This is a genomic window from Cuneatibacter caecimuris, assembly GCF_004216775.1.
Classification (GTDB): domain Bacteria; phylum Bacillota; class Clostridia; order Lachnospirales; family Lachnospiraceae; genus Cuneatibacter; species Cuneatibacter caecimuris.
On the sequence record NZ_SGXF01000001.1, the window covers coordinates 40,690 to 61,898 of the forward strand.

General features: G+C 50.5%; 22 protein-coding genes. 3 read left to right on the forward strand and 19 right to left on the reverse strand.

What is annotated here, in order from left to right; all coding sequences use genetic code 11:
* Window positions 1-7: 7 nt before the first annotated feature.
* Entirely contained in the window at window positions 8-1,273 is a 1,266-nt protein-coding gene (gene leuC / locus EV209_RS00205; RefSeq protein ID WP_130431891.1) for a 3-isopropylmalate dehydratase large subunit, read from the reverse strand.
* 111 nt (window positions 1,274-1,384) lie between these two features.
* Between leuC and EV209_RS00210 the strand changes: the two genes are divergently transcribed.
* Window positions 1,385-2,290, forward strand: a complete 906-nt coding sequence (locus EV209_RS00210; protein WP_130431893.1) for a LysR family transcriptional regulator — start codon at window positions 1,385-1,387, stop codon at window positions 2,288-2,290.
* On the opposite strand, the gene EV209_RS00215 is transcribed toward EV209_RS00210, so the two are convergent.
* Window positions 2,281-3,171, reverse strand: coding sequence for a helix-turn-helix domain-containing protein (locus tag EV209_RS00215; RefSeq protein ID WP_130431895.1), 891 nt, complete (start codon window positions 3,169-3,171; stop codon window positions 2,281-2,283). The two genes, EV209_RS00210 and EV209_RS00215, sit on opposite strands and share 10 nt — an antisense overlap.
* A gap of 170 nt (window positions 3,172-3,341) precedes the next feature.
* Between EV209_RS00215 and EV209_RS00220 the strand changes: the two genes are divergently transcribed.
* Window positions 3,342-5,612: a glycoside hydrolase family 3 C-terminal domain-containing protein gene (locus tag EV209_RS00220; protein ID WP_130431897.1), complete on the forward strand. Its 2,271-nt coding sequence runs from the start codon at window positions 3,342-3,344 to the stop codon at window positions 5,610-5,612.
* Between the two features lie 80 nt (window positions 5,613-5,692).
* Here EV209_RS00220 and EV209_RS00225 read toward each other — a convergent pair whose 3' ends face one another.
* The 6 genes from EV209_RS00225 to EV209_RS00250 all read right to left on the reverse strand — a co-directional run bounded on the left by EV209_RS00225 (window position 5,693) and on the right by EV209_RS00250 (window position 10,402).
* Window positions 5,693-6,379 (reverse strand): SdpI family protein, encoded by a 687-nt coding sequence (locus EV209_RS00225; RefSeq protein ID WP_130431899.1) that lies wholly within the window; start codon window positions 6,377-6,379, stop codon window positions 5,693-5,695.
* Entirely contained in the window at window positions 6,369-6,644 is a 276-nt protein-coding gene (locus tag EV209_RS00230) for an autorepressor SdpR family transcription factor (protein WP_130431901.1), read from the reverse strand. The genes EV209_RS00225 and EV209_RS00230 overlap by 11 nt, the downstream gene beginning before the upstream one ends.
* A 69-nt stretch (window positions 6,645-6,713) precedes the next feature.
* Window positions 6,714-7,199: a hypothetical protein gene (locus EV209_RS00235; protein WP_130431903.1), complete on the reverse strand. Its 486-nt coding sequence runs from the start codon at window positions 7,197-7,199 to the stop codon at window positions 6,714-6,716.
* Between the two features lie 158 nt (window positions 7,200-7,357).
* Window positions 7,358-8,371: a ketol-acid reductoisomerase gene (ilvC, locus tag EV209_RS00240; protein WP_130431905.1), complete on the reverse strand. Its 1,014-nt coding sequence runs from the start codon at window positions 8,369-8,371 to the stop codon at window positions 7,358-7,360.
* A gap of 66 nt (window positions 8,372-8,437) precedes the next feature.
* Window positions 8,438-8,929 carry an acetolactate synthase small subunit gene (gene ilvN / locus EV209_RS00245; RefSeq protein WP_130431907.1) on the reverse strand — a complete coding sequence of 164 codons (492 nt, stop codon included), beginning with the start codon at window positions 8,927-8,929 and terminating at the stop codon, window positions 8,438-8,440.
* Window positions 8,930-9,079: 150 nt separating this feature from the next.
* The gene (locus EV209_RS00250) at window positions 9,080-10,402 is read right to left on the reverse strand and encodes a cation:proton antiporter (RefSeq protein WP_130431909.1); all 1,323 of its coding nucleotides are present in this window, start codon (window positions 10,400-10,402) and stop codon (window positions 9,080-9,082) included.
* A gap of 172 nt (window positions 10,403-10,574) precedes the next feature.
* On the opposite strand from EV209_RS00250, the gene EV209_RS00255 reads away from it, so the two are divergent.
* Window positions 10,575-10,832 carry a hypothetical protein gene (locus EV209_RS00255; protein ID WP_130431911.1) on the forward strand — a complete coding sequence of 86 codons (258 nt, stop codon included), beginning with the start codon at window positions 10,575-10,577 and terminating at the stop codon, window positions 10,830-10,832.
* Here EV209_RS00255 and EV209_RS00260 read toward each other — a convergent pair.
* From EV209_RS00260 to EV209_RS17020, 11 genes are all read right to left on the reverse strand, one after another.
* A complete protein-coding gene (locus EV209_RS00260) occupies window positions 10,807-11,982 on the reverse strand; it encodes a ribonuclease E/G (protein ID WP_130431913.1) in 1,176 nt (391 codons plus the stop codon). The two genes, EV209_RS00255 and EV209_RS00260, sit on opposite strands and share 26 nt — an antisense overlap.
* Window positions 11,972-12,673, reverse strand: a complete 702-nt coding sequence (locus tag EV209_RS00265) for a TIGR03936 family radical SAM-associated protein (protein WP_130431915.1) — start codon at window positions 12,671-12,673, stop codon at window positions 11,972-11,974. The genes EV209_RS00260 and EV209_RS00265 overlap by 11 nt, the downstream gene beginning before the upstream one ends.
* Window positions 12,657-14,522 carry a TIGR03960 family B12-binding radical SAM protein gene (locus tag EV209_RS00270; protein ID WP_130431917.1) on the reverse strand — a complete coding sequence of 622 codons (1,866 nt, stop codon included), beginning with the start codon at window positions 14,520-14,522 and terminating at the stop codon, window positions 12,657-12,659. The genes EV209_RS00265 and EV209_RS00270 overlap by 17 nt, the downstream gene beginning before the upstream one ends.
* A 78-nt stretch (window positions 14,523-14,600) precedes the next feature.
* Window positions 14,601-15,446, reverse strand: coding sequence for a peptidoglycan editing factor PgeF (gene pgeF / locus EV209_RS00275; RefSeq protein ID WP_130431919.1), 846 nt, complete (start codon window positions 15,444-15,446; stop codon window positions 14,601-14,603).
* Window positions 15,447-15,502: 56 nt separating this feature from the next.
* On the reverse strand, window positions 15,503-15,859 hold the full coding sequence (locus EV209_RS00280; RefSeq protein WP_130431921.1) for a YraN family protein: 357 nt from the start codon (window positions 15,857-15,859) through the stop codon (window positions 15,503-15,505).
* 58 nt (window positions 15,860-15,917) lie between these two features.
* Window positions 15,918-16,670, reverse strand: a complete 753-nt coding sequence (locus EV209_RS00285; protein ID WP_130431923.1) for a ribonuclease HII — start codon at window positions 16,668-16,670, stop codon at window positions 15,918-15,920.
* A 25-nt stretch (window positions 16,671-16,695) separates the two neighbouring features.
* Complete coding sequence (lepB, locus tag EV209_RS00290; RefSeq protein WP_207220558.1) at window positions 16,696-17,274, reverse strand: signal peptidase I; 579 nt, start codon at window positions 17,272-17,274, stop codon at window positions 16,696-16,698.
* Complete coding sequence (gene ylqF, locus EV209_RS00295) at window positions 17,264-18,127, reverse strand: ribosome biogenesis GTPase YlqF (RefSeq protein WP_130431925.1); 864 nt, start codon at window positions 18,125-18,127, stop codon at window positions 17,264-17,266. The genes lepB (EV209_RS00290) and ylqF overlap by 11 nt, the downstream gene beginning before the upstream one ends.
* A gap of 33 nt (window positions 18,128-18,160) precedes the next feature.
* Window positions 18,161-18,700: a signal peptidase I gene (gene lepB, locus EV209_RS00300; protein ID WP_130431927.1), complete on the reverse strand. Its 540-nt coding sequence runs from the start codon at window positions 18,698-18,700 to the stop codon at window positions 18,161-18,163.
* Window positions 18,701-18,924: 224 nt separating this feature from the next.
* Window positions 18,925-19,272 carry a 50S ribosomal protein L19 gene (gene rplS / locus EV209_RS00305; protein ID WP_130431929.1) on the reverse strand — a complete coding sequence of 116 codons (348 nt, stop codon included), beginning with the start codon at window positions 19,270-19,272 and terminating at the stop codon, window positions 18,925-18,927.
* A 170-nt stretch (window positions 19,273-19,442) separates the two neighbouring features.
* Window positions 19,443-20,015 carry a histone H1-like repetitive region-containing protein gene (locus EV209_RS17020; RefSeq protein WP_408609001.1) on the reverse strand — a complete coding sequence of 191 codons (573 nt, stop codon included), beginning with the start codon at window positions 20,013-20,015 and terminating at the stop codon, window positions 19,443-19,445.
* Window positions 20,016-21,209 lie beyond the last annotated feature (1,194 nt).

The following is a 21,209-nucleotide window of genomic DNA, read 5'->3' on the forward strand; positions in this document are numbered from 1 at the left end:
TGTCCTCCTAACATCCTATTTCTGACGGCTCTGAAATTTTTCCGGTCACCGCGCTGGCCGCAGCCACTGCGGGGCTGGCCAGATACACTTCAGAATCCACATGGCCCATGCGCCCCACGAAATTCCGGTTTGTAGTAGAGACGCACCGTTCTCCTGCCGCAAGAATCCCCATATAACCTCCAAGACAGGGGCCGCAGGTGGGCGTGCTCACCACTGCCCCGGCCTCGATAAAGGTCTTTAACAGCCCTTCTTCCATAGCCTGCAGATAAATCTTCTGGGTAGCGGGAATCACAATACAGCGCACGCCCTTTTTCACCTTCCTGCCCTTCAGGATTTCAGCGGCAACCCGCATATCCTCAATCCGGCCGTTGGTGCAGGAACCGATCACCACCTGATCAATTTTTACCTCTCCAGCCTCTGCCACTGTTTTCGTATTTTCCGGCAGATGAGGAAACGCCACGGTGGGTTCCAGCTCTGACAGGTCGATCACAAAAGTTTCGTCATATTCCGCGTCCGGGTCTGCCTCATAAATCTGATAAGGGCGGGCGGAATGTTCCTTCATGTACTGCTCTGCAGCCCGGTCCACAGGGAAAATCCCGTTTTTACCGCCGGCCTCGATGGCCATATTAGCGATGGTAAATCTGTCGTCCATAGAGAGGTTCGCGACGCCGTCCCCTGTGAACTCCATGGATTTATACAGCGCCCCGTCCACGCCGATCATGCCAATAATATGTAAAATCACGTCTTTGCCGCTGATCCATTTCTTCGGCCTGCCTGTCAGCTCAAACTTAATCGCGGAAGGCACCTTGAACCAGGCTTTTCCTGTAGCCATCCCGGCGGCCATATCCGTGGAACCCACCCCGGTGGAAAACGCCCCCAGCGCTCCGTAGGTACAGGTGTGGGAATCCGCCCCGATCACCACATCTCCGGCCACCACCAAGCCTTTTTCCGGCAGCAGCGCGTGTTCGATGCCCATTTCACCCACGTCAAAGAAATTCGTCACCTCATTTTTGCAGGCGAACTCCCGCACGCACTTGCAGTGTTCCGCGGATTTAATATCCTTATTCGGCACAAAATGATCCAGCACCAGAGCGATTTTATCCTTATCAAACACCTCTTTTTTATTCAGCTTCTCCATCTCGTGGATGGCCACCGGAGAAGTGATGTCGTTGCCCAGAACCAGGTTCAGATCCGCTTCGATCAGCTGTCCGGCCTTCACCTCAGACAGTCCGGCTGCAGCGGCCAGGATCTTCTGCGTCATTGTCATTCCCATGCGATTATTCCTCCAGAATTTTCATAGTGTTTACATGATACCATACAATGTGCTATAATTGAAATACATATAAAGAATAGATTGCATAACTCATAGTTATAAGGAGGCAAGATGGAACAAAACTTATCCCTGTACCGTATTTTTTATACCGTGGCCGGAGCCGGGAATATCTCCAAGGCTGCCAGAGAGCTGTATATCAGCCAGCCGGCCATCAGCAAAGCCATCGGAAAACTGGAGGACAGCCTTTCCACCACCCTGTTCCTGCGCAATTCCAGAGGCGTCACCCTGACGCCGGAGGGCAGGATTCTCTATGAGCATGTGAGCGCTGCCTTTGAAACCCTCAGCCGGGGAGAGGAAGAGCTGCTGCGCATCCAGGAGCTGGGGATCGGCCATATCCGCCTGGGGGTCTCCACCACTCTCTGCAAATATATCCTTCTGCCTCATCTGAAGGATTTTATCGCTGAGAATCCTCATATTAAAATCACCGTGGAAAACCAGGCCAGCGCCCAGACGCTCTCCATGCTGGAACAGCAGCAAATCGACATCGGCCTCATCGCCCGGCCAAAAAATCTGAAAAATATCCGCTTCCATTCTGTGGTGGAGATTCAGGACACCTTTGTCTGCACCCCTTCCTATCTGGAAAACCTCCGGCTGCGGGAAGGCAGCGACGCCAGCCTGTTTGAATCCGGCACTGTCATGCTCCTGAATCAGAACAACATGACCCGCCAGCATATCGACCGTTATCTCACGGAACAGCAGATCGAGATTCCGCACCCTATGGAAATTTCCACCATGGACCTGCTGATCGAGTTCGCCAGAATCGGGCTGGGGATCGGCTGCTGTATCAGGGAATGCGTGCAGCAGGATCTGGACGCCGGACATCTGGTGGAAATCCCTGTTCCGGGCCTGATTCCCAAACGGCTCATCGGCCTGGCCCTGCCCGCTTCTCCCGCGCCTTTACAGGCCACGGAAAAATTCCTGGAATTCATGAAAGCTTCCGCGGCCCTTCAGCGCTGATATTCCCTCCTCATCCGGGCAGGCGTGCCGCCGTATTGTTCCCGGAACATTTTCATGAACAGTTTGTAATTGCCAAACCCATGAGCTTCCAGCAAAGTCATGATATTCTCTGAAGAATCAAACAATTCTTCACAGACCCGGGAAAAGCGCACTTCATTTACATAGTCCATAAAAGAAACACCCATGGATTTTCGGAAAAAGCGGCAGAAATATTCTTTATTCAGGGCCACCTGGGCAGCCGCTTCTTCCAGCCTGATCTTCTCCCTGTAGTGAAGGTTCACAAACTCCATGACCTTTTTCAGCCTCTGTCTCTCCGGATTCGCCTTCTGCTCTTCTTCCTTCCGGGCATACAGGCGCAGCCCGCTGTTCAGGAGATATAGAAAACGATACAGCAGCATGTGAAATTCCAGCAGGTAATCCTGTTTTCTCTGTTCATATACAGAGCACATCCTGTGGATCAGCAGGCCGGCCTCTTTGCATATTTCTGAAGGGGCGCAGTCTTCACCTGGGCTGCGCCCCTCCGCCGCCTCAACTTCGGAAGCAAACTGCAGACCGGTTTCATCAGGAAATAATGGCTTTAAAAATTGGTCCGGAATCTGAAGCACCTCCGTCACAGTCCCCTGTCCGGTGAAGGTAGCGTGTATCTTTTCCGAAGAGATCAGCAGAAAATCTCCCTGTTTCAGCTGTTTTCTCTCCTGATCCACATCCACATACATCCATCCCCGCTCCACCCGGACCACTTCCAGGCTGTCATGCCAATGAGCCGGCACCGGCCTTCCCACCGGCACGGTATAGCGGAAGCATCTGACCGGAATATCCTTTTCTGTTTTTATCACTTCATAGGTATAGTTTCCCGTCTTTACCACCTCTTCTCCCTGCATTATGCTGATGGCAGATAATTTTCACCCAATTTTCTCGGCCTATACAAGTTCATTTTAATTGTTCCGCGTCAAAAAGTCAATATTGTCCCAATCTAAGTCAGGATTGATATTGTTTTGTCCCCGGCTGAGCTGTATACTGAAAACAGAATACAACAGGAGGTTTTTTATCTATGGTAAACGTAAAAGAACTGGTTTCTCAAATGACGCTGGAAGAAAAAGCCGGCCTCTGTTCCGGTGCGGATTTCTGGCACACGAAGGCAGTGGAGCGGCTGGGAATTCCCGCATCCATGGTATCCGACGGCCCTCACGGACTGCGCAAGCAGGATACGGAAGGCGACCATCTGGGAATCAACGACAGCATTAAAGCTGTATGTTTCCCTGCCGGCTGCGGCACCGCCGCCAGCTTCAACAGGAAACTGCTGCAGGATATGGGCGCAGCTCTGGGGCAGGAATGTCAGGCGGAAGGGGTCAGCGTTATCCTGGGCCCCGCGGTGAATATTAAGCGTTCTCCCCTTTGCGGCCGCAATTTTGAGTATTATTCAGAAGATCCTTATCTGGCCGGTGAAATGGCAGGCGCCCTGATCCACGGAATCCAGAGCCAGAATGTGGGCACCAGCATCAAGCATTTCCTGGCCAACAACCAGGAACACCGCCGGATGTCCTCATCTTCCCAGATTGACGAACGGACGCTGCGGGAAATTTATCTGGCGGCTTTTGAAGGAGCAGTGAAAAAGGAAAAGCCCTGGACTGTGATGTGTTCCTATAACCGCATCAACGGCACGTATGCCGCGGAAAATAAAACCTATCTCACCGATGTGCTGCGGGGAGAATGGGGATTTGACGGATATGTGGTCAGCGACTGGGGCGCGGTCAACCGCCGCGTGGAAGATCTGGAAGCAGGGCTGGATCTGGAAATGCCGGCTTCCGGCGGCATGAACGACCGGCTGATCGTGAAGGCCGTTCAGGATGGCCGTCTGAAAGAAGAAGTCCTGGATACCGCAGTGGAACGCATTCTGAATATTGTATATCGTTATGAAGAGCATCGGGACAATACCGCTGTGTTTGACCGGGATGCAGACCATGAGAAAGCGCGCCGCACTGCGGAAGAAACCATTGTGCTGCTGAAAAACGACGGCGTCCTTCCCCTGGATAAAACAGCTAAGGTGGCTTATATCGGGAAATACGCCAGGGCGCCCAGATATCAGGGCGGCGGCAGTTCCCATATCAACAGCCATAAGGTCACGTCTGCTCTGGAAGCAGCTGCAGGCATCCCCGGAATTACCTTTGCAGAGGGTTTCCGGGATGATATCGACCAGACCGATGAAAAACTGCTGGCAGAAGCGGTGGAGGCTGCCAGAAACGCAGATGCTGCCGTGATCTTCGCCGGGCTTCCGGATTCCTTTGAATCAGAGGGCTTTGACCGCAGCCATATGCGCATGCCGGACTGCCAGAATGAGCTGGTTTCCGCCGTTGCGGCCGCCCAGCCCAATACTGTGGTGGTGCTGCACAACGGTTCTCCTGTGGAAATGCCCTGGATCGGAGAGGTTAAAGGCGTGCTGGAAGCGTACCTGAGCGGGCAGGCCGTGGGAGCCGCAGAGACGGATATTCTATTCGGGAATGTGAACCCTTCCGCCAAGCTTCCGGAAACCTTCCCCAGAAAGCTGGAGGACAACCCGTCTTATCTGTATTATCTGGGAGAGGGAGATGTGGTGGAATACAGAGAAGGCGTGTTTGTAGGCTACCGCTACTATGATAAGAAAAAAATGGATGTGCTGTTTCCTTTCGGGCACGGTCTGTCCTATACCAGCTTTGCATATTCCAACCTGAAACTCAGCGCGGACAGCATCCGGGATACGGATACCCTGACAGTTACTGCCGATATCACCAACACTGGCAGCCGGGCCGGTAAAGAGGCGGTACAGCTTTATGTCTCCGCTCCGGACAGCAGCGTCATCCGCCCCGAGCAAGAGCTGCGGGCCTTTGATAAGGTGGAACTGCAGCCCGGAGAGACAAAAACCGTAGCTTTTACTCTGGAAAAGCGGGCTTTTGCCTATTGGGATACACGGATTCACGACTGGTATGCGGAAACCGGAAACTATGAGATCCGTATCGGAGCATCCTCCAGAGATATCCGTCTCACCGGCGCCGTACATGTGTCCCCCTCGGCTGCGATCCCTGTACATTATACCCCTGACACCATCTTCGGAGATCTCATGAGCAACCCTAAAGCCATGGAAATCCTGAAGCCAATGATGTCCATGCCGGGGCTGGGCGGCGGTTCAGAAGACAGCAGCGAGACTGCGTCATCAGCAATTTCCGGCGAAATGCACGCTGCGATGATGCGGTATATGCCTCTGCGCGGGCTGGTCAGTTTCAGCGGCGGGCAGCTTTCCTTTGAGGATATAGAAAAACTGGTGGAAAAGCTGAATCGGCTGAATTAAAAAAAAACTGTAAAAAAGTGCCGGCAGAGCTGAGGATGATTCAGCTCTGCCGGTTCTCAATAATTGGAGCATTTTCTCCATTATGTCCGGTACTTTTTATAAGCGAAATATGTATAGACCAGCGAGACAACCCCATCCGCGACTACAATTCCCAGCATGATTAAAATAGAGGCGATTCCTCCCACCAGGAAGGATTCCACTATAATCAGCACTCCGGATATCATCATGGAAATTCCGCCGAAACGGTTGCTGGCAGCCCAGGTCCTGTCATTTTCCATACTCCAGACCGTCCTGAAACCCACTGCACTGTTTCTTTTTGTTTTGGGCATAAAATTCCCAAGAACCACCAGCAGAAGCCCGGTCATCACTCCCAGCACCATATTGGTATCCACGGTTATCACATTGCTGAGGCTTTCCGCTCCTGACCACGCTGTGTATAAAAATACACAATGCATCACATTAAATAAAGCTGTCGTGGCGATCGCAACAATGTACAGCACATTCATATTGCTCTTCGCCTCCTGGCGTTCTTTCTCTTCTCCTGCCCGGAGAGATTTTTTACGGTAATACCGGATAAACGCATACCAGAAAAGCGTCATCAGCAGAATCAATGCCGGAAAAATGAAATTTTCATATTTAGAACCCCACCGGTCTACTTCACCCTGCAGATTATAATGCATCGGTACAGAGTCCGGCATGAAATGCATCACTGCAGCAGCAATCACGGCTGGCAGAACTGTCAGTGCCCACAAGATCTTACTCTTCATCACATTTTCCTCCAAATTGGCTCAGCCATAAAATCAGTTCATCAAACAGCGTTGCGCTCAGTTCGTAATAAATAAAATTCTTCTGCCGGTACTCCATCACCAGATCTGCTTTTTTAAGTATGTTCAAATGATAGGAACAGGCTGCCGGAGAAATTCCAGAACGTTCAGCGATCTCTCCGGCTGTCAGCCTGCCCCCCTTCAACATCATCAGCACATCTCTTCTGATCGGGTCCGACAGCGCCTTAATTGTATCCGGCACCCCCATCTCCATCACCTATTTCAAATTTTCTTTAAATAGATGATACCACTTTTTTAATAATAATGCAAGTATATTTTATTCCTGCGGGCACATCACCACGATTTTCTGAGGAGTGGTTTGAGGGGGAATGCTGCGGGTTGTTACAGTATAGTAGACCAGCAGATAAGAATTTTCCGGGCTGCATCGAAAACGCTGTCCATTGGCAGTCACAATCATCGTAAGAGGGCTTAGGTTCAGGCGGAGCATATTGTCTTCAGCCACTAGATTTTCATCAAAATAGCTCAGCATCACATTCTGGTCCTTCCGGAGAGCAGTAACCAGCTCCGCCCTGTACTGCGGAGGCTCGATTAAAGGCACGGGCAGGGTACTGTCATAAAAGGCGGCAATCCGCATCCCTCTGCGCAGTCTGACATTGTCAATGATCTGTGTTTCTCCTGTTACGATAAAATTAACCGTATCTGAATCATCTGTGGCTACTGTCACCATCCAGCTGCAGCAGGAATTTCCCATGCTGATCTCACGGATTACTCCGGTCACCATTAGATAGGTATCATATTCCATAGAAAAACCTCTTTTTTCTTTATCATATGTGGACGGGTAAGAAATGGTTCTTAATCCAATTAAGCAGGCGGCTTCGGGTTCCTATAAAATTGAAAATGCCGCAGACCAAAATAACCGGTCCGGCGGCATTTTCATTATGTACATTATGATTCAATCCATCAGTTATCCAGCAGCTTTCCTTCGTTGTTCCAGCTGTACAGTTTACGAAGCTCTTCGCCTACCTTTTCCGCAGGATGCTCTGCCTGCATCTTCCTCATCGCGCCAAAATGCATGCAGCCGGTCTGGTTCTCATTGATCCAGTCGCGGGCGAATGTGCCGTCCTGGATATCAGACAGGATCTGCTTCATCGCCTTCTTAGTTTCATCCGTCACAACCTTGGGACCCGTGATGTAATCGCCGTATTCCGCTGTATTGGAAATAGAATACCGCATGCCAGCGAAACCGCTCTGGAAAATCAGATCCACAATCAGCTTCATCTCATGAATACACTCAAAATAAGCGTTTTCAGGGGCATATCCAGCTTCCACCAGAGTTTCAAAGCCCGCTTTCATCAGCGCGCATACGCCGCCGCACAGCACAGCCTGCTCACCGAACAGATCCGTCTCTGTCTCCACGCGGAAGGTGGTCTCCAGAACGCCTGCTCTCGCTCCGCCCAGAGCCAGCGCATATGCCAGCGCCATATCCTTAGCTCTGCCCGTATAATCCTGTTCCACAGCCACCAGACAGGGAGTTCCTCTTCCCACCTGATACTCGCTCCTCACGGTATGTCCGGGCGCCTTGGGCGCAATCATGGTCACATCCACATTCTTCGGAGGCTTGATCACGCCGAAATGGATAGCAAAACCATGAGCAAACATCAGCATATTGCCCTCTTCCAGATTCGGCTCAATGGACTCCTTATAAAGCTGACCCTGCTTCTCATCATTGATCAGGATCATGATGATATCCGCTCTCTTAGCCGCTTCCGCAGCAGTATATACTTCAAAGCCTCTCTCTTCCGCCTTCTTCCAGGATCTGCTCCCCTCATACAGGCCGATGATGACCTTGCATCCGGAATCCCTCAGGTTCTGAGCATGGGCATGGCCCTGGCTCCCGTAGCCGATCACAGCGATAGTTTTGCCTTCCAGCAATGCCATGTTACAATCTTCCTGATAATAAATCTTTGCTGCCATAATTCATATCCTCCAATGTCTCTTTATTGTAATTGCAGAAAAAATCTTCTGCCACTGCAAGCTTCATTATGCTTCATCCAGACAGCCTCTGCCCAGCCCGGTAATTCCCGTGCGGGCCAGCTCCCTGATCCTGAACTGCTCCAACAGCTTGGTAAATGCCTCCAGCTTCTGCTCATTACCGGTCAGCTCCACCATCATGGAATGCTCCGATACGTCCACAATCTTTGCCCGAAAAATATCTGCCACGGAAATCACCTGCTGGCGGTCCTGAGCCTCAACCATCACTTTAACCAGAATCAGCTCCCTGCAGACGGACATATTAGCCGGCAGCACCTTGATTTCTTTCACATCAATCAGTTTCAGCAGCTGCTTCTCAATCTGCTCCAGTACCTCAGGCTCTCCGCTGGCAACTACTGTCATCCTGGAAAAAGCCGGATTTTCCGTTTCACCCACAGTAAGACTGTCGATATTGTACCCCCGCCGGCTGAACAGGCCTGCCACACGGCTCAAAACACCAGCCTGATTGTCTACCAGCAGAGAAAAAACACATTTACCCATCTTCACTCCACCTTTTTCTTCATTTTCCTAATCATAGCAATGAAAGTACGGTTTGTCAATGTCTTTCACCTAAACGGGACATATCGAAATCATGCCCTTGTTATAACCGGAAGTTATAGCAGGGGCATTTTCTTTCTCTGTTATTCCATTCTATTTTTTCCCTTGGTCAGAATACTGGGCATTCTGTTCTCCCCTGCGGTAACGGGCAACCTCTTCATAAGAATCCGCCAGAGTTTTTTCCGTGTGCAGGTCATCCGCATGCTCCATTCCTGTATTCATTAAAAATGTAGTGCCTTTTTTGAACACAGCCTTCAGAAGAATGGGGGTGACAACGGTTGTGATGATTACCACAATTACCACCGGTCCCAGGAAATTAGCTCCCAGCATCCCCAACGCCTGGCCTTTGTTCGCGACAATCAGGGCCACTTCGCCTCTGGATATCATGCCGACTCCGATGCGGGCGCACTGATAATTCTTATAGCCGCACATTTTCGCCCCCAGGCCGCAGCCGATCACCTTCGTCAGCACTGCCACAACGGTGAGGATCACGGCAAACCAGATGATTGCTGCGCTCATATTGGGCAGGGAAACCTTCAGACCGATGCTGGCAAAGAAAATTGGCGACAACAGCAAATAAGACAGTGTATCAAACTTGGATGCCACAAACTTCGTGCGCTGAGTTGCGGAAATAATCAGGCCCGCAATAAACGCGCCGGTAATATCCGCGACTCCAAACCATTCCTCCGCGCAGTAGGACATCAGCAGACAGAAGACAAAGGCAAATATTGCATGGCGGTGCAGCCCCTTCTCCGTGCCCGCAAACCATTTTTTGTAGACCTTGTAAAAAACAACGCCCAGCACAAGAGCCAGCACAAAGAACAGAAGAATCTTCAGAAGAACTGCCACAATGTTTACGGAGGGGTCAGCAAAGCTGGTCACAATGGTCAGCCCGATGATACCCAGGATATCATCAATGATGGCGGCTCCCAAAATAGCATTGCCTGAATGGGTTTTCAGCTTGCCCATTTCTTTCAAAGTTTCCACCGTGATGCTCACAGATGTAGCAGTCAGAATCACGCCCACAAAAATATTTTGCAGGAACGGGCCCACGGAAGCGTCCGCAGTGTCGATCATTCCCGGCTGGTTAAAGAAATATGCCACGGCAAAGCCGCCGGCCAGCGGCACCAGCACCCCGATTAACGCGATGACAAAGGATGCTTTTCCGCATTTTTTCAGCTCTCCGATGTCTGTTTCAATCCCCGCGCAGAACATCAGCACAATCACGCCGATCTCTGACATTTTCTCAATAAAAGTAGTGTTCTGAATTATGCCCAGCATTGCCGGCCCCAGAATCAGGCCGGCCAGCAGCGCGCCCACCACCTGGGGCATATGTACCCTTCTGGTCAGCAGCCCCAAAGCCTTGGTACTCAGCAGGATCAGGGCAAGATCCAGTAAATAACGATAAGTTTCCATTTTTTCAGTCCTCCATGATGTCGAATAATATACCTCCACAACCTGACTTAGTATACTCCTTTCCTATTAAAAAAGCAAGTTAAAAAGAAGGAGAAAAACTGCCGTTTTTTTTCCGGATAACAGCTGCATATCAAGCTGGAACCTGGTATAATTACTGTAGGAGGAAAAACATATGGGATTGTTTCAAAGAAAGAACACTGAACTGGAAAGTCTGCTCACAGAACTTCAGATGAACCTGGAAAACAACTATAAGGATTTGGCTATTCAGGCGCGGGGGGATGCGGAAGCCTGTTTTTCCCGCCTGGTATCCGAAGGGAAGCTTAATCCAAAAATGCAGGCCCGCTACCGGGCCTGCCTGGACACTTATGCGAAATGTATGGAGCATTATGACCATACGGATATCTCTAAATTTCTGAAAGAGCGGCTATAGCTTCTGCCAAAGGCTTTTTCAGTTTCTTTCTAGTAATTTCTACCAGCTCCAGCCTTGTCATATCCACAACGGACGTCTGGACCGGATCTGCCTGTACCAGTCTGCGCAGCTGCGCCAGCAGCTGCTTTTTATAATCCCCGGAACGCATATTGATAAAATCCGCCATAATTATTCCGGACAGATTGCGCAGGCGCAGCTGTCTGGCCACTTCTGCAGCCGCCTCCTGGTTGATTTTCCAGAAAGTCTCGTCGCTGGTGCGCTTCCCCTGGATTGCTTTTCCTGTGTTTACATCGATTACAGTCATCGCTTCCGTAGGCTGGATCACCAGATAAGCTCCTGATTTCAGCCAGACTCTTTCCTGCAGTGCTTCAGATACAGCGCTGTCCAGTCCGTAACAGGCAGCCAGGGACAGGCTGCCGTCCTGATAAAGCCGGAGGGAAGGCAGCAATTCAGGGGCCCACTCTTCAAAAAATCCTTTCAATTGCTGATAAATCTCCGGATCGTCTGTCACGGTTTCTTCCAAATCATAAGTATCGCGGACGGAAACCATCCATTCTGCCGGCGGGTCATAGAGCAGGCTGTAACAGCTCCTGGCCGGCGCTGCGCGCAGCAGGGAATCCAGCTTCTGCCGCAGCCTTCTGCCCTCTTCCAATATATCCTGGGAAGCCGCCCCATAGGCGTTAGTCCTCAAAATCAGGCCGCAATCCTCTGTGAGCAGTTCCCGCAGCTCTGTTTCCATCCGCCCTTTCCACTCCTCATCCCGGATTTTGGACGAGCAGCGCAGCCCCGGGCTTTTCCAGGTAAGCACCACATATCTTCCGTTCATTGTCAGCTTCTGTGTCACCATAGGCGCTTTGGTTTTCACCGCCTCCGCGCATATCTGGACCACCAACTCATCTCCGGCTTTTACAGCCCTCTCCCCGGCAGAATGGGCTGCCAGATCATAATAGGCCGCCTGGCTGCCTCCCAATTCCAGAAAAGCAGCATTAATATTTTTTACAATATTTTTTACCTTGGCTGTTCGGATCTGATTCAGCCGCGCCCCTTCCGGCTGGTCTGAAACACATTCCAGCTCCAGAAAATGTCCTTCCTGCCAGAGCCCGTTCATCAGCCCCCGCTGCCGCCTCACAAGAATCCGCTTACAGCTCATGGCCCAGGTCCTCCAACGCAACCAGTTTCCGCTGCTCCTCACCTGTATCAGCGTATACTTCCAGCCTGTGCACCATCCAGTCAAATTGGCCGGCCTCCAGGCCCAGAAAACGGTAAAACGCCTCCATCACCAGTTCCGGCTTCAAGTTTGCCGCGCTGCCTGTGGCAACCTGCATGAAAATTCCTTCCTGCCGCAGCTCCAGACGGTAAATCATCGGCCGTATATCCTGTTCTGTCTCACTTTTTTTAGTCTTTTTGAGAATTATAATCTGTTCCTGCGCAAAAAATTCTTCCAGCGCTTTCCCGAAATCTCTGATCTCCGGCTCATGGCCGGGGCGAAAAGAAACCAGATAATCAGCCGCCGCTACCAGGGACATGGCATTTTTCGCATCATCAGGAAGCTGCCGGAAACTTTTTACCGGAATTTCCTCTGCCCCCGCCTGATTCATCCTTCGCACCATTTCCTCTGAAGAACCCGCGCTGTTCACCTCAATATCCAGATATTCTCCGTCACTGGTGAGCCCCACGCCCAACGGAGCTGCAAAGGACATCACCTGGTGGGGGCTGAAGCCCGCGGTATAGCAGATATCCACCTCAGCCCGGCGCATGACCTTTTGAAAATACCGCATCACATCCAGATGCCCGATAAATTTCATATCGCCGTATTTGCCGAATTTAATTCTGATTTTCAATGCAGACACCTCCTCCAAAGCTCATGGCGCCGCATCCGGAACACCGCATCCGGCAGTTGGGCGTTGTCTTTCCTTCCAGGGCATTTCTCCATTCCCTCTTCAAAAATTCCTTCGTCACTCCCACATCGATAAAGTCCCAGGGGAACAGCTCGTCCGGCTCCCGCTCTCTTGTGGTGTAAAATTCGATGGAAATCCCGCATTCTTCGAAGGCTTCCAGCCATTTCTCATTATTAAACTGCTCTCCCCAGGCGTCATAGATGCAGCCCTTCTCATAGGCCCTGCGGATCACCTTCCCTACGCGCCGGTCTCCTCTGGCCAGAACACCCTCCAGCACAGTGACATCCGCCTCATGCCAGGTATAGCGCATGCTTTTCCAGTTTCTCTGCTCCTTAAACTTGGCGTTGACAATTCTCGCCCGGTTCAGAAATTCTTCCCTGGTGCACATGGGCGCCCATTGGAAGGGTGTAAAGGGTTTTGGTACAAAGAAAGAGGAGCTGGCTGTTACCTGAACTTTTCCGTTCCGTTTTTCTTTTGGCATTTCGTAATATTTTTTTGCGATCTCATTGGAAAGGACCGCGATTCCTTCCATGTCCTCCACCGTTTCCGTAGGCTGCCCCAGCATGAAATACAGCTTCACCCTGTTCCAGCCTCCCTCAAAGGCCATAGCTGCGCCATTTAAAATCACATCCTCTGTCAGACCTTTATTGATCACATCCCGCAGCCTCTGAGTTCCGGCCTCTGGCGCGAAAGTCAGGCTGCTCTTGCGCACATCCTGCACCTTACTCATCACATCCAGAGAAAATGCGTCAATTCGCAGGGACGGAAGGGAGATATTAATTCCCTTTCCATGGAATTCCTCAATGAGGAAATTCACCAGCTCCTCCAAGCAGCTGTAATCGCTGGAACTGAGGGAGCTTAAAGAAATTTCATCCTGGCCGGTGCTTTTCAGCATTTCTTTCGCCTGGTTCTTCAGAAATTCCAGGCTGCGCTCCCGCACAGGGCGGTACACCATGCCTGCCTGACAGAACCGGCAGCCGCGGATACAACCACGCTGGATTTCCAGCACTACCCGGTCCTGCGTCACTCTGATAAACGGCACCAGCGGTTTTTTCGGGTAGTAGGTGTCGCTCATTTCCAATACAATCTCCTTGCGCACCTTTTCCGGCGCGTGAGGATTCACCGGCCGAAAAGCAGCCAGAGTCCCGTCCTCATGATACTCCGGCTCGTAAAATGCAGGTACATAAATTCCGGGCACTTGTGCCGCCAGCTCCAGAAAATCCAGACGGCTGCCGCCGTTTTTCTTATTTTCCAGGTAGAGATCCAGCAGGCGGCGATACTGCGTTTCCCCTTCCCCCATATAAAACAGATCAAAAAATTCCGCAATTGGCTCCGGATTGTAGGCGCAGGGGCCTCCTCCGATCACAATGGGATCCTCTTCCCCGCGCTCTGCCGCTTCCAGCGGTATGCCGCTCAAATCCAGCACCTGGAGAATATTTGTATAACACATCTCATACTGAAGGGTGATAGCCAGAAAATCAAAGCTTTTCACCGGTTCCTGGGATTCCACCGCAAACAGCGGGATTTTCTCCCGGCGCATCACCGCGTCCAGATCCACCCAGGGGGAATAAACCCTGTCGCAGCAGGTGTCTTCCCATTGGTTGAACATGTCATACAGGATCTGAATTCCCAGATGGGACATGCCGATTTCATAGACGTCAGGAAAGCACATGGCAACCGATACAGCGGCCTCAGACTTATCCTTTGCCGCGGCGTTGATCTCATTTCCTAAATACCTGGCCGGTTTTTCCACACTCAGCAGAATTTCATCGCTTAACGCTAGTTTTCTCATATTTTTTCCTTATTTTTTGTGTGCGCTAACACAGTATTTAAATTGTTTCACATTCAGCAGCCATTTCATATTCATACCTTACATTTCCCGCAGTGAAATGACCGCCGCCTGAATTCCTCTGTTTTCCCCCATAATCCGGTGGGAATAAAACAGATGCGGATTGCACCTGGTACAGACGTCCGTAACCGCCAGATGCTCCGGCAGAATTCCCGCCTGAAGCAGAACGCCTCTGTTCGCCTGCCATAAGTCCAGCTGCCAGCGCCCTCTGCTGTTCTTTTTCAGATATTCCTGCGGAAAATACTCCGCTACTTCCTCTCCTACCTCGTAGCAGTCCTGGCAGATTGAAGGGCCAATGCAGGCCAGCACATCTTCTGGCCTGGTGCCATAGGCCTGATTCATGGCCTCCAGCGTCCTGGCGCCCATGGCCGCGGCAGTTCCCTTCCATCCTGAGTGGGAAACGGCAGCCGCTCTGTGCACCGGGTCCAGAAAATAGAGGGGGACGCAGTCCGCGTAAAAGGTCACCAGCACAATTCCGGGAATATCCGTCATCAGCCCGTCCACATTGTCATAATCCCGCTGCCTGAACAGCCCTTTGCCGCAGTCCTCCACCGCAACCTTTCTGACAACAGTGGTATGGGTCTGCCGGGAAAGCACAGTCTTTTTTAAATCTACGCCTATTGCTTCGCACAGTCTCCTGTAGTTTTCTCTTACGTTTTCAGGGCTGTCCGCTTTTGACGGGGACAGATTCATGCTTTCATAGCAGCCTGTGCTCACTCCGCCCAGACGGGTGCTGAAACAATGATTCACCATTCCGGTTTGATCCAGAAGCGGAAACTGAAAATAAGGCACACCTCCGCCATATTTTAAAACAATTTCTTTCTGGTCGCTTCCTCTTCGGTTAATCCAGTTCAATTCCTCCAACATTTTTTTCCTCCTGATCCATTCGGAGACAAAATGAGCCTGTTCTTTTCCAGAGATTATTATATTTGAAATTCAAAAGCATTTTCCACGTGGCAGATGCCGCCGCTGCCGTCGATGGCTATCACATCAAATCTACATGGAACGTCTTCTGCATAACCATGGCTGGCATAAAAATAAAGAGCGGCCCTGCTGAGCCTCCTCTGTTTTCTTCTGTCCACCGCTTCCAGCGGGCTTCCGCAGTTCTCTGTACTTCTGAACTTTATTTCACAGAATATCCAGGCAACATCTTTTTCTGCCAATATGTCAATCTCGCCATATGGAGTCCTGTAATTCCTTTTTACAATTCTGTAACCTTTTGACAATAGATATCCGGCTGCAATCTCTTCATACTTATCTCCTATTCTCCGCTTATTCACCCATTTTCCCTCTTTACCCTGTGCAGCAGCAGAACCTGTCAGTCAGGCCTACACATATTCATACAAAATGTCCGATAAAGCTGTTTCGGTGGATCGGGCATGGCCCGTATGTTTTCAGCGCTTCAATGTGGGAAGCGCAGCCATATCCTTTGTGGCTGGCAAATCCATATTCCGGATAAATTTTATCGTATTCCCGCATCATCCTGTCACGGGTCACTTTTGCAATTATACTGGCCGCCGCGATGGACAGGCTTCTGGCATCTCCTTTGATAATCGGCACTTGTTTCATTGACAGTCCCGGAATGCGGACAGCGTCATTGAGCAGCACTTCCGGCACAGGGGTCAGCTGGGATACCGCCTGGCGCATTGCCTCATAAGTGGCCTGCAGAATGTTGATCTCATCGATAACCCCCGGCCCCTGGATTCCCACCCCCACCGACACCGCAGTTTTCATGATTTCCTCATAAAGCTGTTCCCGTCTTGATTCCGAAAGCTGCTTGGAATCATTTACATATAAAAGCCGGCAATCCTCAGGCAGAATCACTGCAGCCGCAACCACCGGTCCGGCCAGCGGCCCTCTGCCTGCCTCATCAATCCCGCAGGCTGCTTTTCCGGCGCAGCGGCGTTCGAATTCCTGCATCTTCCAGAGCCGTTCCAGTTCTGCCTCCAGAGCCTTTCTCTTTCTGTCAGCAGAAGCAACCAGCTTCTGTACGCCGGCCCGGGAGTCCTCCCGATAAATTTCTGCCCACTGCCCCAGCTCCGCTTCGGGACAATTCCTGTATTCTTCTGTAATTTCACTGATTTTTTTCATCTGTTCTGCCAGCGCTCCTGACGTTTTATTCAATGCCTCCGAACCGGTTCAGCGGCCAGATTCTGATCAGGATTTTCCCTATAATCTGATCTTTCTTTACGTTTCCCACATCCAGATCCCGGCTGTCTGAGCTGTTGTTCCTGTTATCGCCCAACACAAAATATTCATCCTCTCCCAATACCACCGGTTCTGACGCGCGTTTGGGATTAATGATAACCTCTTTTCCGTAGGGGTCCTCCAGTCTCTCACCATTGATATAGACAATTCCTTCCTTAATCTGAACCACTTCTCCCGGCAAGCCTATGATTCTCTTGATATAATGCGTGTCCGCCCGGAACTCATAATCAAATACAATTACATCAAAACGTTCCGGATCATGAAAGTGATAGGACAGTTTATTTATCAGCAGGCTTTCCCCATCCGCCAGGGTATCGTTCATGGAAGGTCCGATCACTTCCGTCCTCTGCACCACATAGATCACCACCAGAAGCGAGACTGCTACCACTGCCGCCAGATAACAGATCCCGCCTAAAATCTCCCGCAGGACAGGAAATTTCTTTTGATTCTCTCTTTCCAGCTCCAGCAGAATATCTTTATTGTTCATGTGCGTTATCCCCTCCAGGTTTTTCCAGAGTGATCCTGCCCAGCCGGCCGCCCCGGAAATCTTCCAGCAGCATGGCGGCTGCCCTGGAGCAGTCCGGCTCGTTCCCTTTTTTCACACAAGCCCTGTTTCTGGCAACTTCCTCCAGAATCTCAAAATTTTCCCCGGACTCCTCCACCTGATACCTGGCGTTTAATATACCGGGATATTCTTCTCTGAGATATCCGATCAATTCTGCCGCAAGTTCTTCTCCCTGCAAAATATCATCCTTAATAGAGCCGATCCAGGCCAGCCTGAGCCCGACCTGCTGATCTTCGAACTTTGGCCAGAGAATTCCCGGCGTATCCAGGAGTTCTACATTCTTATTCAGTTTGATCCACTGATTTCCTTTTGTCACCCCCGGCTTATTTCCTGTTTTGGCCGCAGCCCTGCCTGCAAAAGAATTAATAAAAGTAGACTTTCCCACATTAGGGATCCCTGCAACCATAGCGCGGACCGGCCGGTTCAGGATTCCTCTGCGCCGATCCCGTTCTCTTTTTTCCCGGCAGGCAGTTTCAATCGCGGCCTGCACTGTTTTCATCCCGGATTTCTGCCGGGCGTCCAGCCGCACAACCTCGTAGCCTTTCGCCCTGAAATATGCTTCCCAGGCAGCATTCATCTTCTCGTCTGCCAGGTCTGCCTTATTCAATAAAATCATGCGCGCTTTGTTTCTGCCAAGAGAATCGATGTCCGGATTCCTGCTGGATACCGGAATCCTGGCGTCAACCAGTTCGATCACCAGGTCTACCAGCTTAATGCTTTCTTCCATCGCTCTTCTGGCCTTTGTCATATGGCCCGGATACCATTGAAAATTCATTTTATTCCTCTACTTTCTTCACATTACAGTTATTTATAAAAATTCCAGATCTGCCAGCCCGCCAATGCGAAACCATACCTTGCCTAAAATCTGGTCTCTGCTCACAAAACCTACCTGTCTGGAACGGCTGTCTTCACTGCTCCCGGTATTATCGCCCAGCAAAAAATAATGCCCTGCCGGAATTTCCAGCTCTGATGCCGCCTCTCCCGGCACCATCACCTCTCCAATTGTCCCCCTGGTATCCAGAACAGTTCCATTAATATAAATTCTTCCATCCGCAATCTGCAACCGTTCACCCGGAAGGCCGACGATCCGCTTCACGGTCTGGCGCCCGTCCGTAAGCTGTACTACCGCTAAATCAAATCTGGAGGGTTTTAAAAAATTATAACATATCTGATCCACCAGCACAATATCTCCGTCATGGAGCACCGGTTCCATAGATTTTCCTTCAATTCGAATCTCCCTGCCCAGTGTCAGCGCCAGAAACAGCGCCATCACCGCCACTGCTGCCAGGTCTGCAGCCCATTGCAGTACCCGAAGAAACAGTCTGTCTTCCGTTACATATAAGTTCATCTGGTGTATTTTCTCCTTCAATATGCGAAATGAGAAGTCCGCATGGGAATCTCTCCGGGGAGCAATTTTCTTCCCTGGAAGCAAGTCCCTGCACCGCAGTGCGATCCCCCGGAGGGTTTTGTTTCATAGAACGAACTTTCCTATGAAATAAAAACTGCTGCCGTTCGGCCGCGCACCTGATAGTGCGGAAGCCGGAAACGGCAGCAGCCTCTCTCCGTCATGAATTATTTGACTAATTCTTTTACCTTTGCAGCCTTACCAACTCTGTCACGCAGATAGAACAGTTTCGCACGTCTTACCTTACCCTTGCGAACTACTTCAATGCGTTCCACAGCAGGGGAATGCACCGGCCAGGTCTTTTCCACACCAACGCCGTTGGAATTCTTGCGGACTGTGAAAGTCTCGCGGACTCCGCCGTTCTGTCTCTTAATCACGGTGCCTTCAAATACCTGTACTCTCTCTCTGTTGCCTTCCTTGATCTTCGCGGACACTCTGACAGTATCGCCTACGTTGAAGGAATCAACCGTCTCTTTCAGCTGAGCCGCTTCAATGTTTTTAATAATTTCGTTCATCATGAACCTCCTTCAAAATCAGATGTTCTTAAATACACTCTGTACCAGAGGACCATCCGTCATAACACAACGCATTATATTTTAGCATAATTTTTCTGCCAGTGCAAGTCCTTTTCTGCAGTTTTCAAGACAAAATTACCGATTCATTCATCCGCTGCTCCGATGGGAATTCAGTTATCTTTTTTTATGAACCCTCCGGCGCCGATCCTGCACGAAGACTCCTGCCATACTTGCCGCTGCAATTGCCAGGACAAGCACCCATGCAATCGGATTTGAATGATCTCCTGTATCTGCAGAAGAATCTGTACTGCTGGAGCTTTCAATTTCCTCCGCGCTGGTCGCCTCTGTACTGCTGGTTTCTTCGGTACTAATCTCTTCAGTACTGGTCTCCTCTGTACTGGTCTCTTCGGTACTCGTCTCTTCAGTACTGGTCTCCTCTGTACTCGTCTCCTCTGTACTCGTCTCTTCAGTACTCGTCTCCTCTGTACTGGTTTCCTCTGTACTCGTCTCTTCGGTACTGGTCTCCTCTGTACTGGTTTCTTCTGTACTGGTCTCTTCAGTACTGGTTTCTTCTGTACTGGTTTCTTCTGTACTGGTCTCTTCTGTACTGGTTTCTTCTGTACTGGTCTCTTCTGTACTGGTTTCTTCTGTACTGGTCTCTTCTGTACTGGTCTCTTCTGTACTGGTCTCTTCTGTACTGGTCTCCTCTGTACTGGTTTCTTCGGTACTGGTTTCCACTTCATTAATAGTAAATTCAACGGAAACAATAATGCCGCCAATTTCACCACTGGCTGTATAACTGCCAGCTTCTACAGGAAGTCCGGGGATTCCCAAACCGTCCTTTACATAAGAAATCTGTAAATCAGGCAGGGCATTTGCCACCCAGCTATCGCTGTAGGCAACCGCGGCTTCTTTAGCAATACCATCATACTCTGTATCAACAGGCGCTTTAAGCTCCGCGGTCCCAAGGATTTCTCCGCATCCAGAGCAGTACGCTTCTATAACAGTGCTTCCTTCCGCTCCTTTACGGTATTCAGGCGTATGCACATGGGCCTGCAGCTCGATGGCTCCGATCCCGGGTGCGTCCAGATTAATTGGATTGCCCATAATATCTTCAGTCAACCGCATATTTTCAATCACAATCCCCTTTTCAGACACCAGTTCCCTGGCCTGAGGCGTAAATTCTGCCGCATGGCCCCGCAGATTTTTCAGAGGGTCTGCTTTCAATTCCTCTACTTCTGCCAAAGTTCTGACATCCGCCAGGCCCGTACTATGCGACTGGTAAGCGCCTGGATTTACAAGCTGCGGGTCTCCATAATAATTGCCCGGCCAACTGTTCTCATTTATTCCGAACAGGCCTTCATATGCAAACAGATTATTTTTGATTGTGGAGCCTGCTGCTATACCCGATGCTTTGGAGAAGTTTGCGCTTCTCACGCCTTCTTTCACATCCACAATGTTATTCAGGAATGTCACGTATTCCGGGGACCCTGTCGTACTGCGGCTGGAGAAGAGATAAACGTTATTTTTTACAATATAGAACGTATTGTTATAAACCGTCGGAGCTCCCGCAGACGTGCCGTTGTTGCTGTGGTCCTGGAAAATCTCCTGTCCGTTTCCAGTCGCGTCGTTAGCAGAGACATTATAACGGTAAACCGTATCCCTCTGGCTTCCCATCAACAGAAGCGCGCCGCCCTGATTGTCATGGCTGTAATTATACTGGAATGTTGAATTATAGCAGAAATTATCCGCGTCAAAAGCCTGACCGTCTGACTGTCCGTAAACCGTTCCGTATACCTCGTTATACTGGAACAGAACATCAGTGGCATAATGTGTCCACACAGCCGCATAATACACGCTGTTTAGCGGCACAGATGCAGCCCCGTTGACTACATTCTTTTCCACCACTGCATTGCTGGATGCCTCTCCCAGCACAA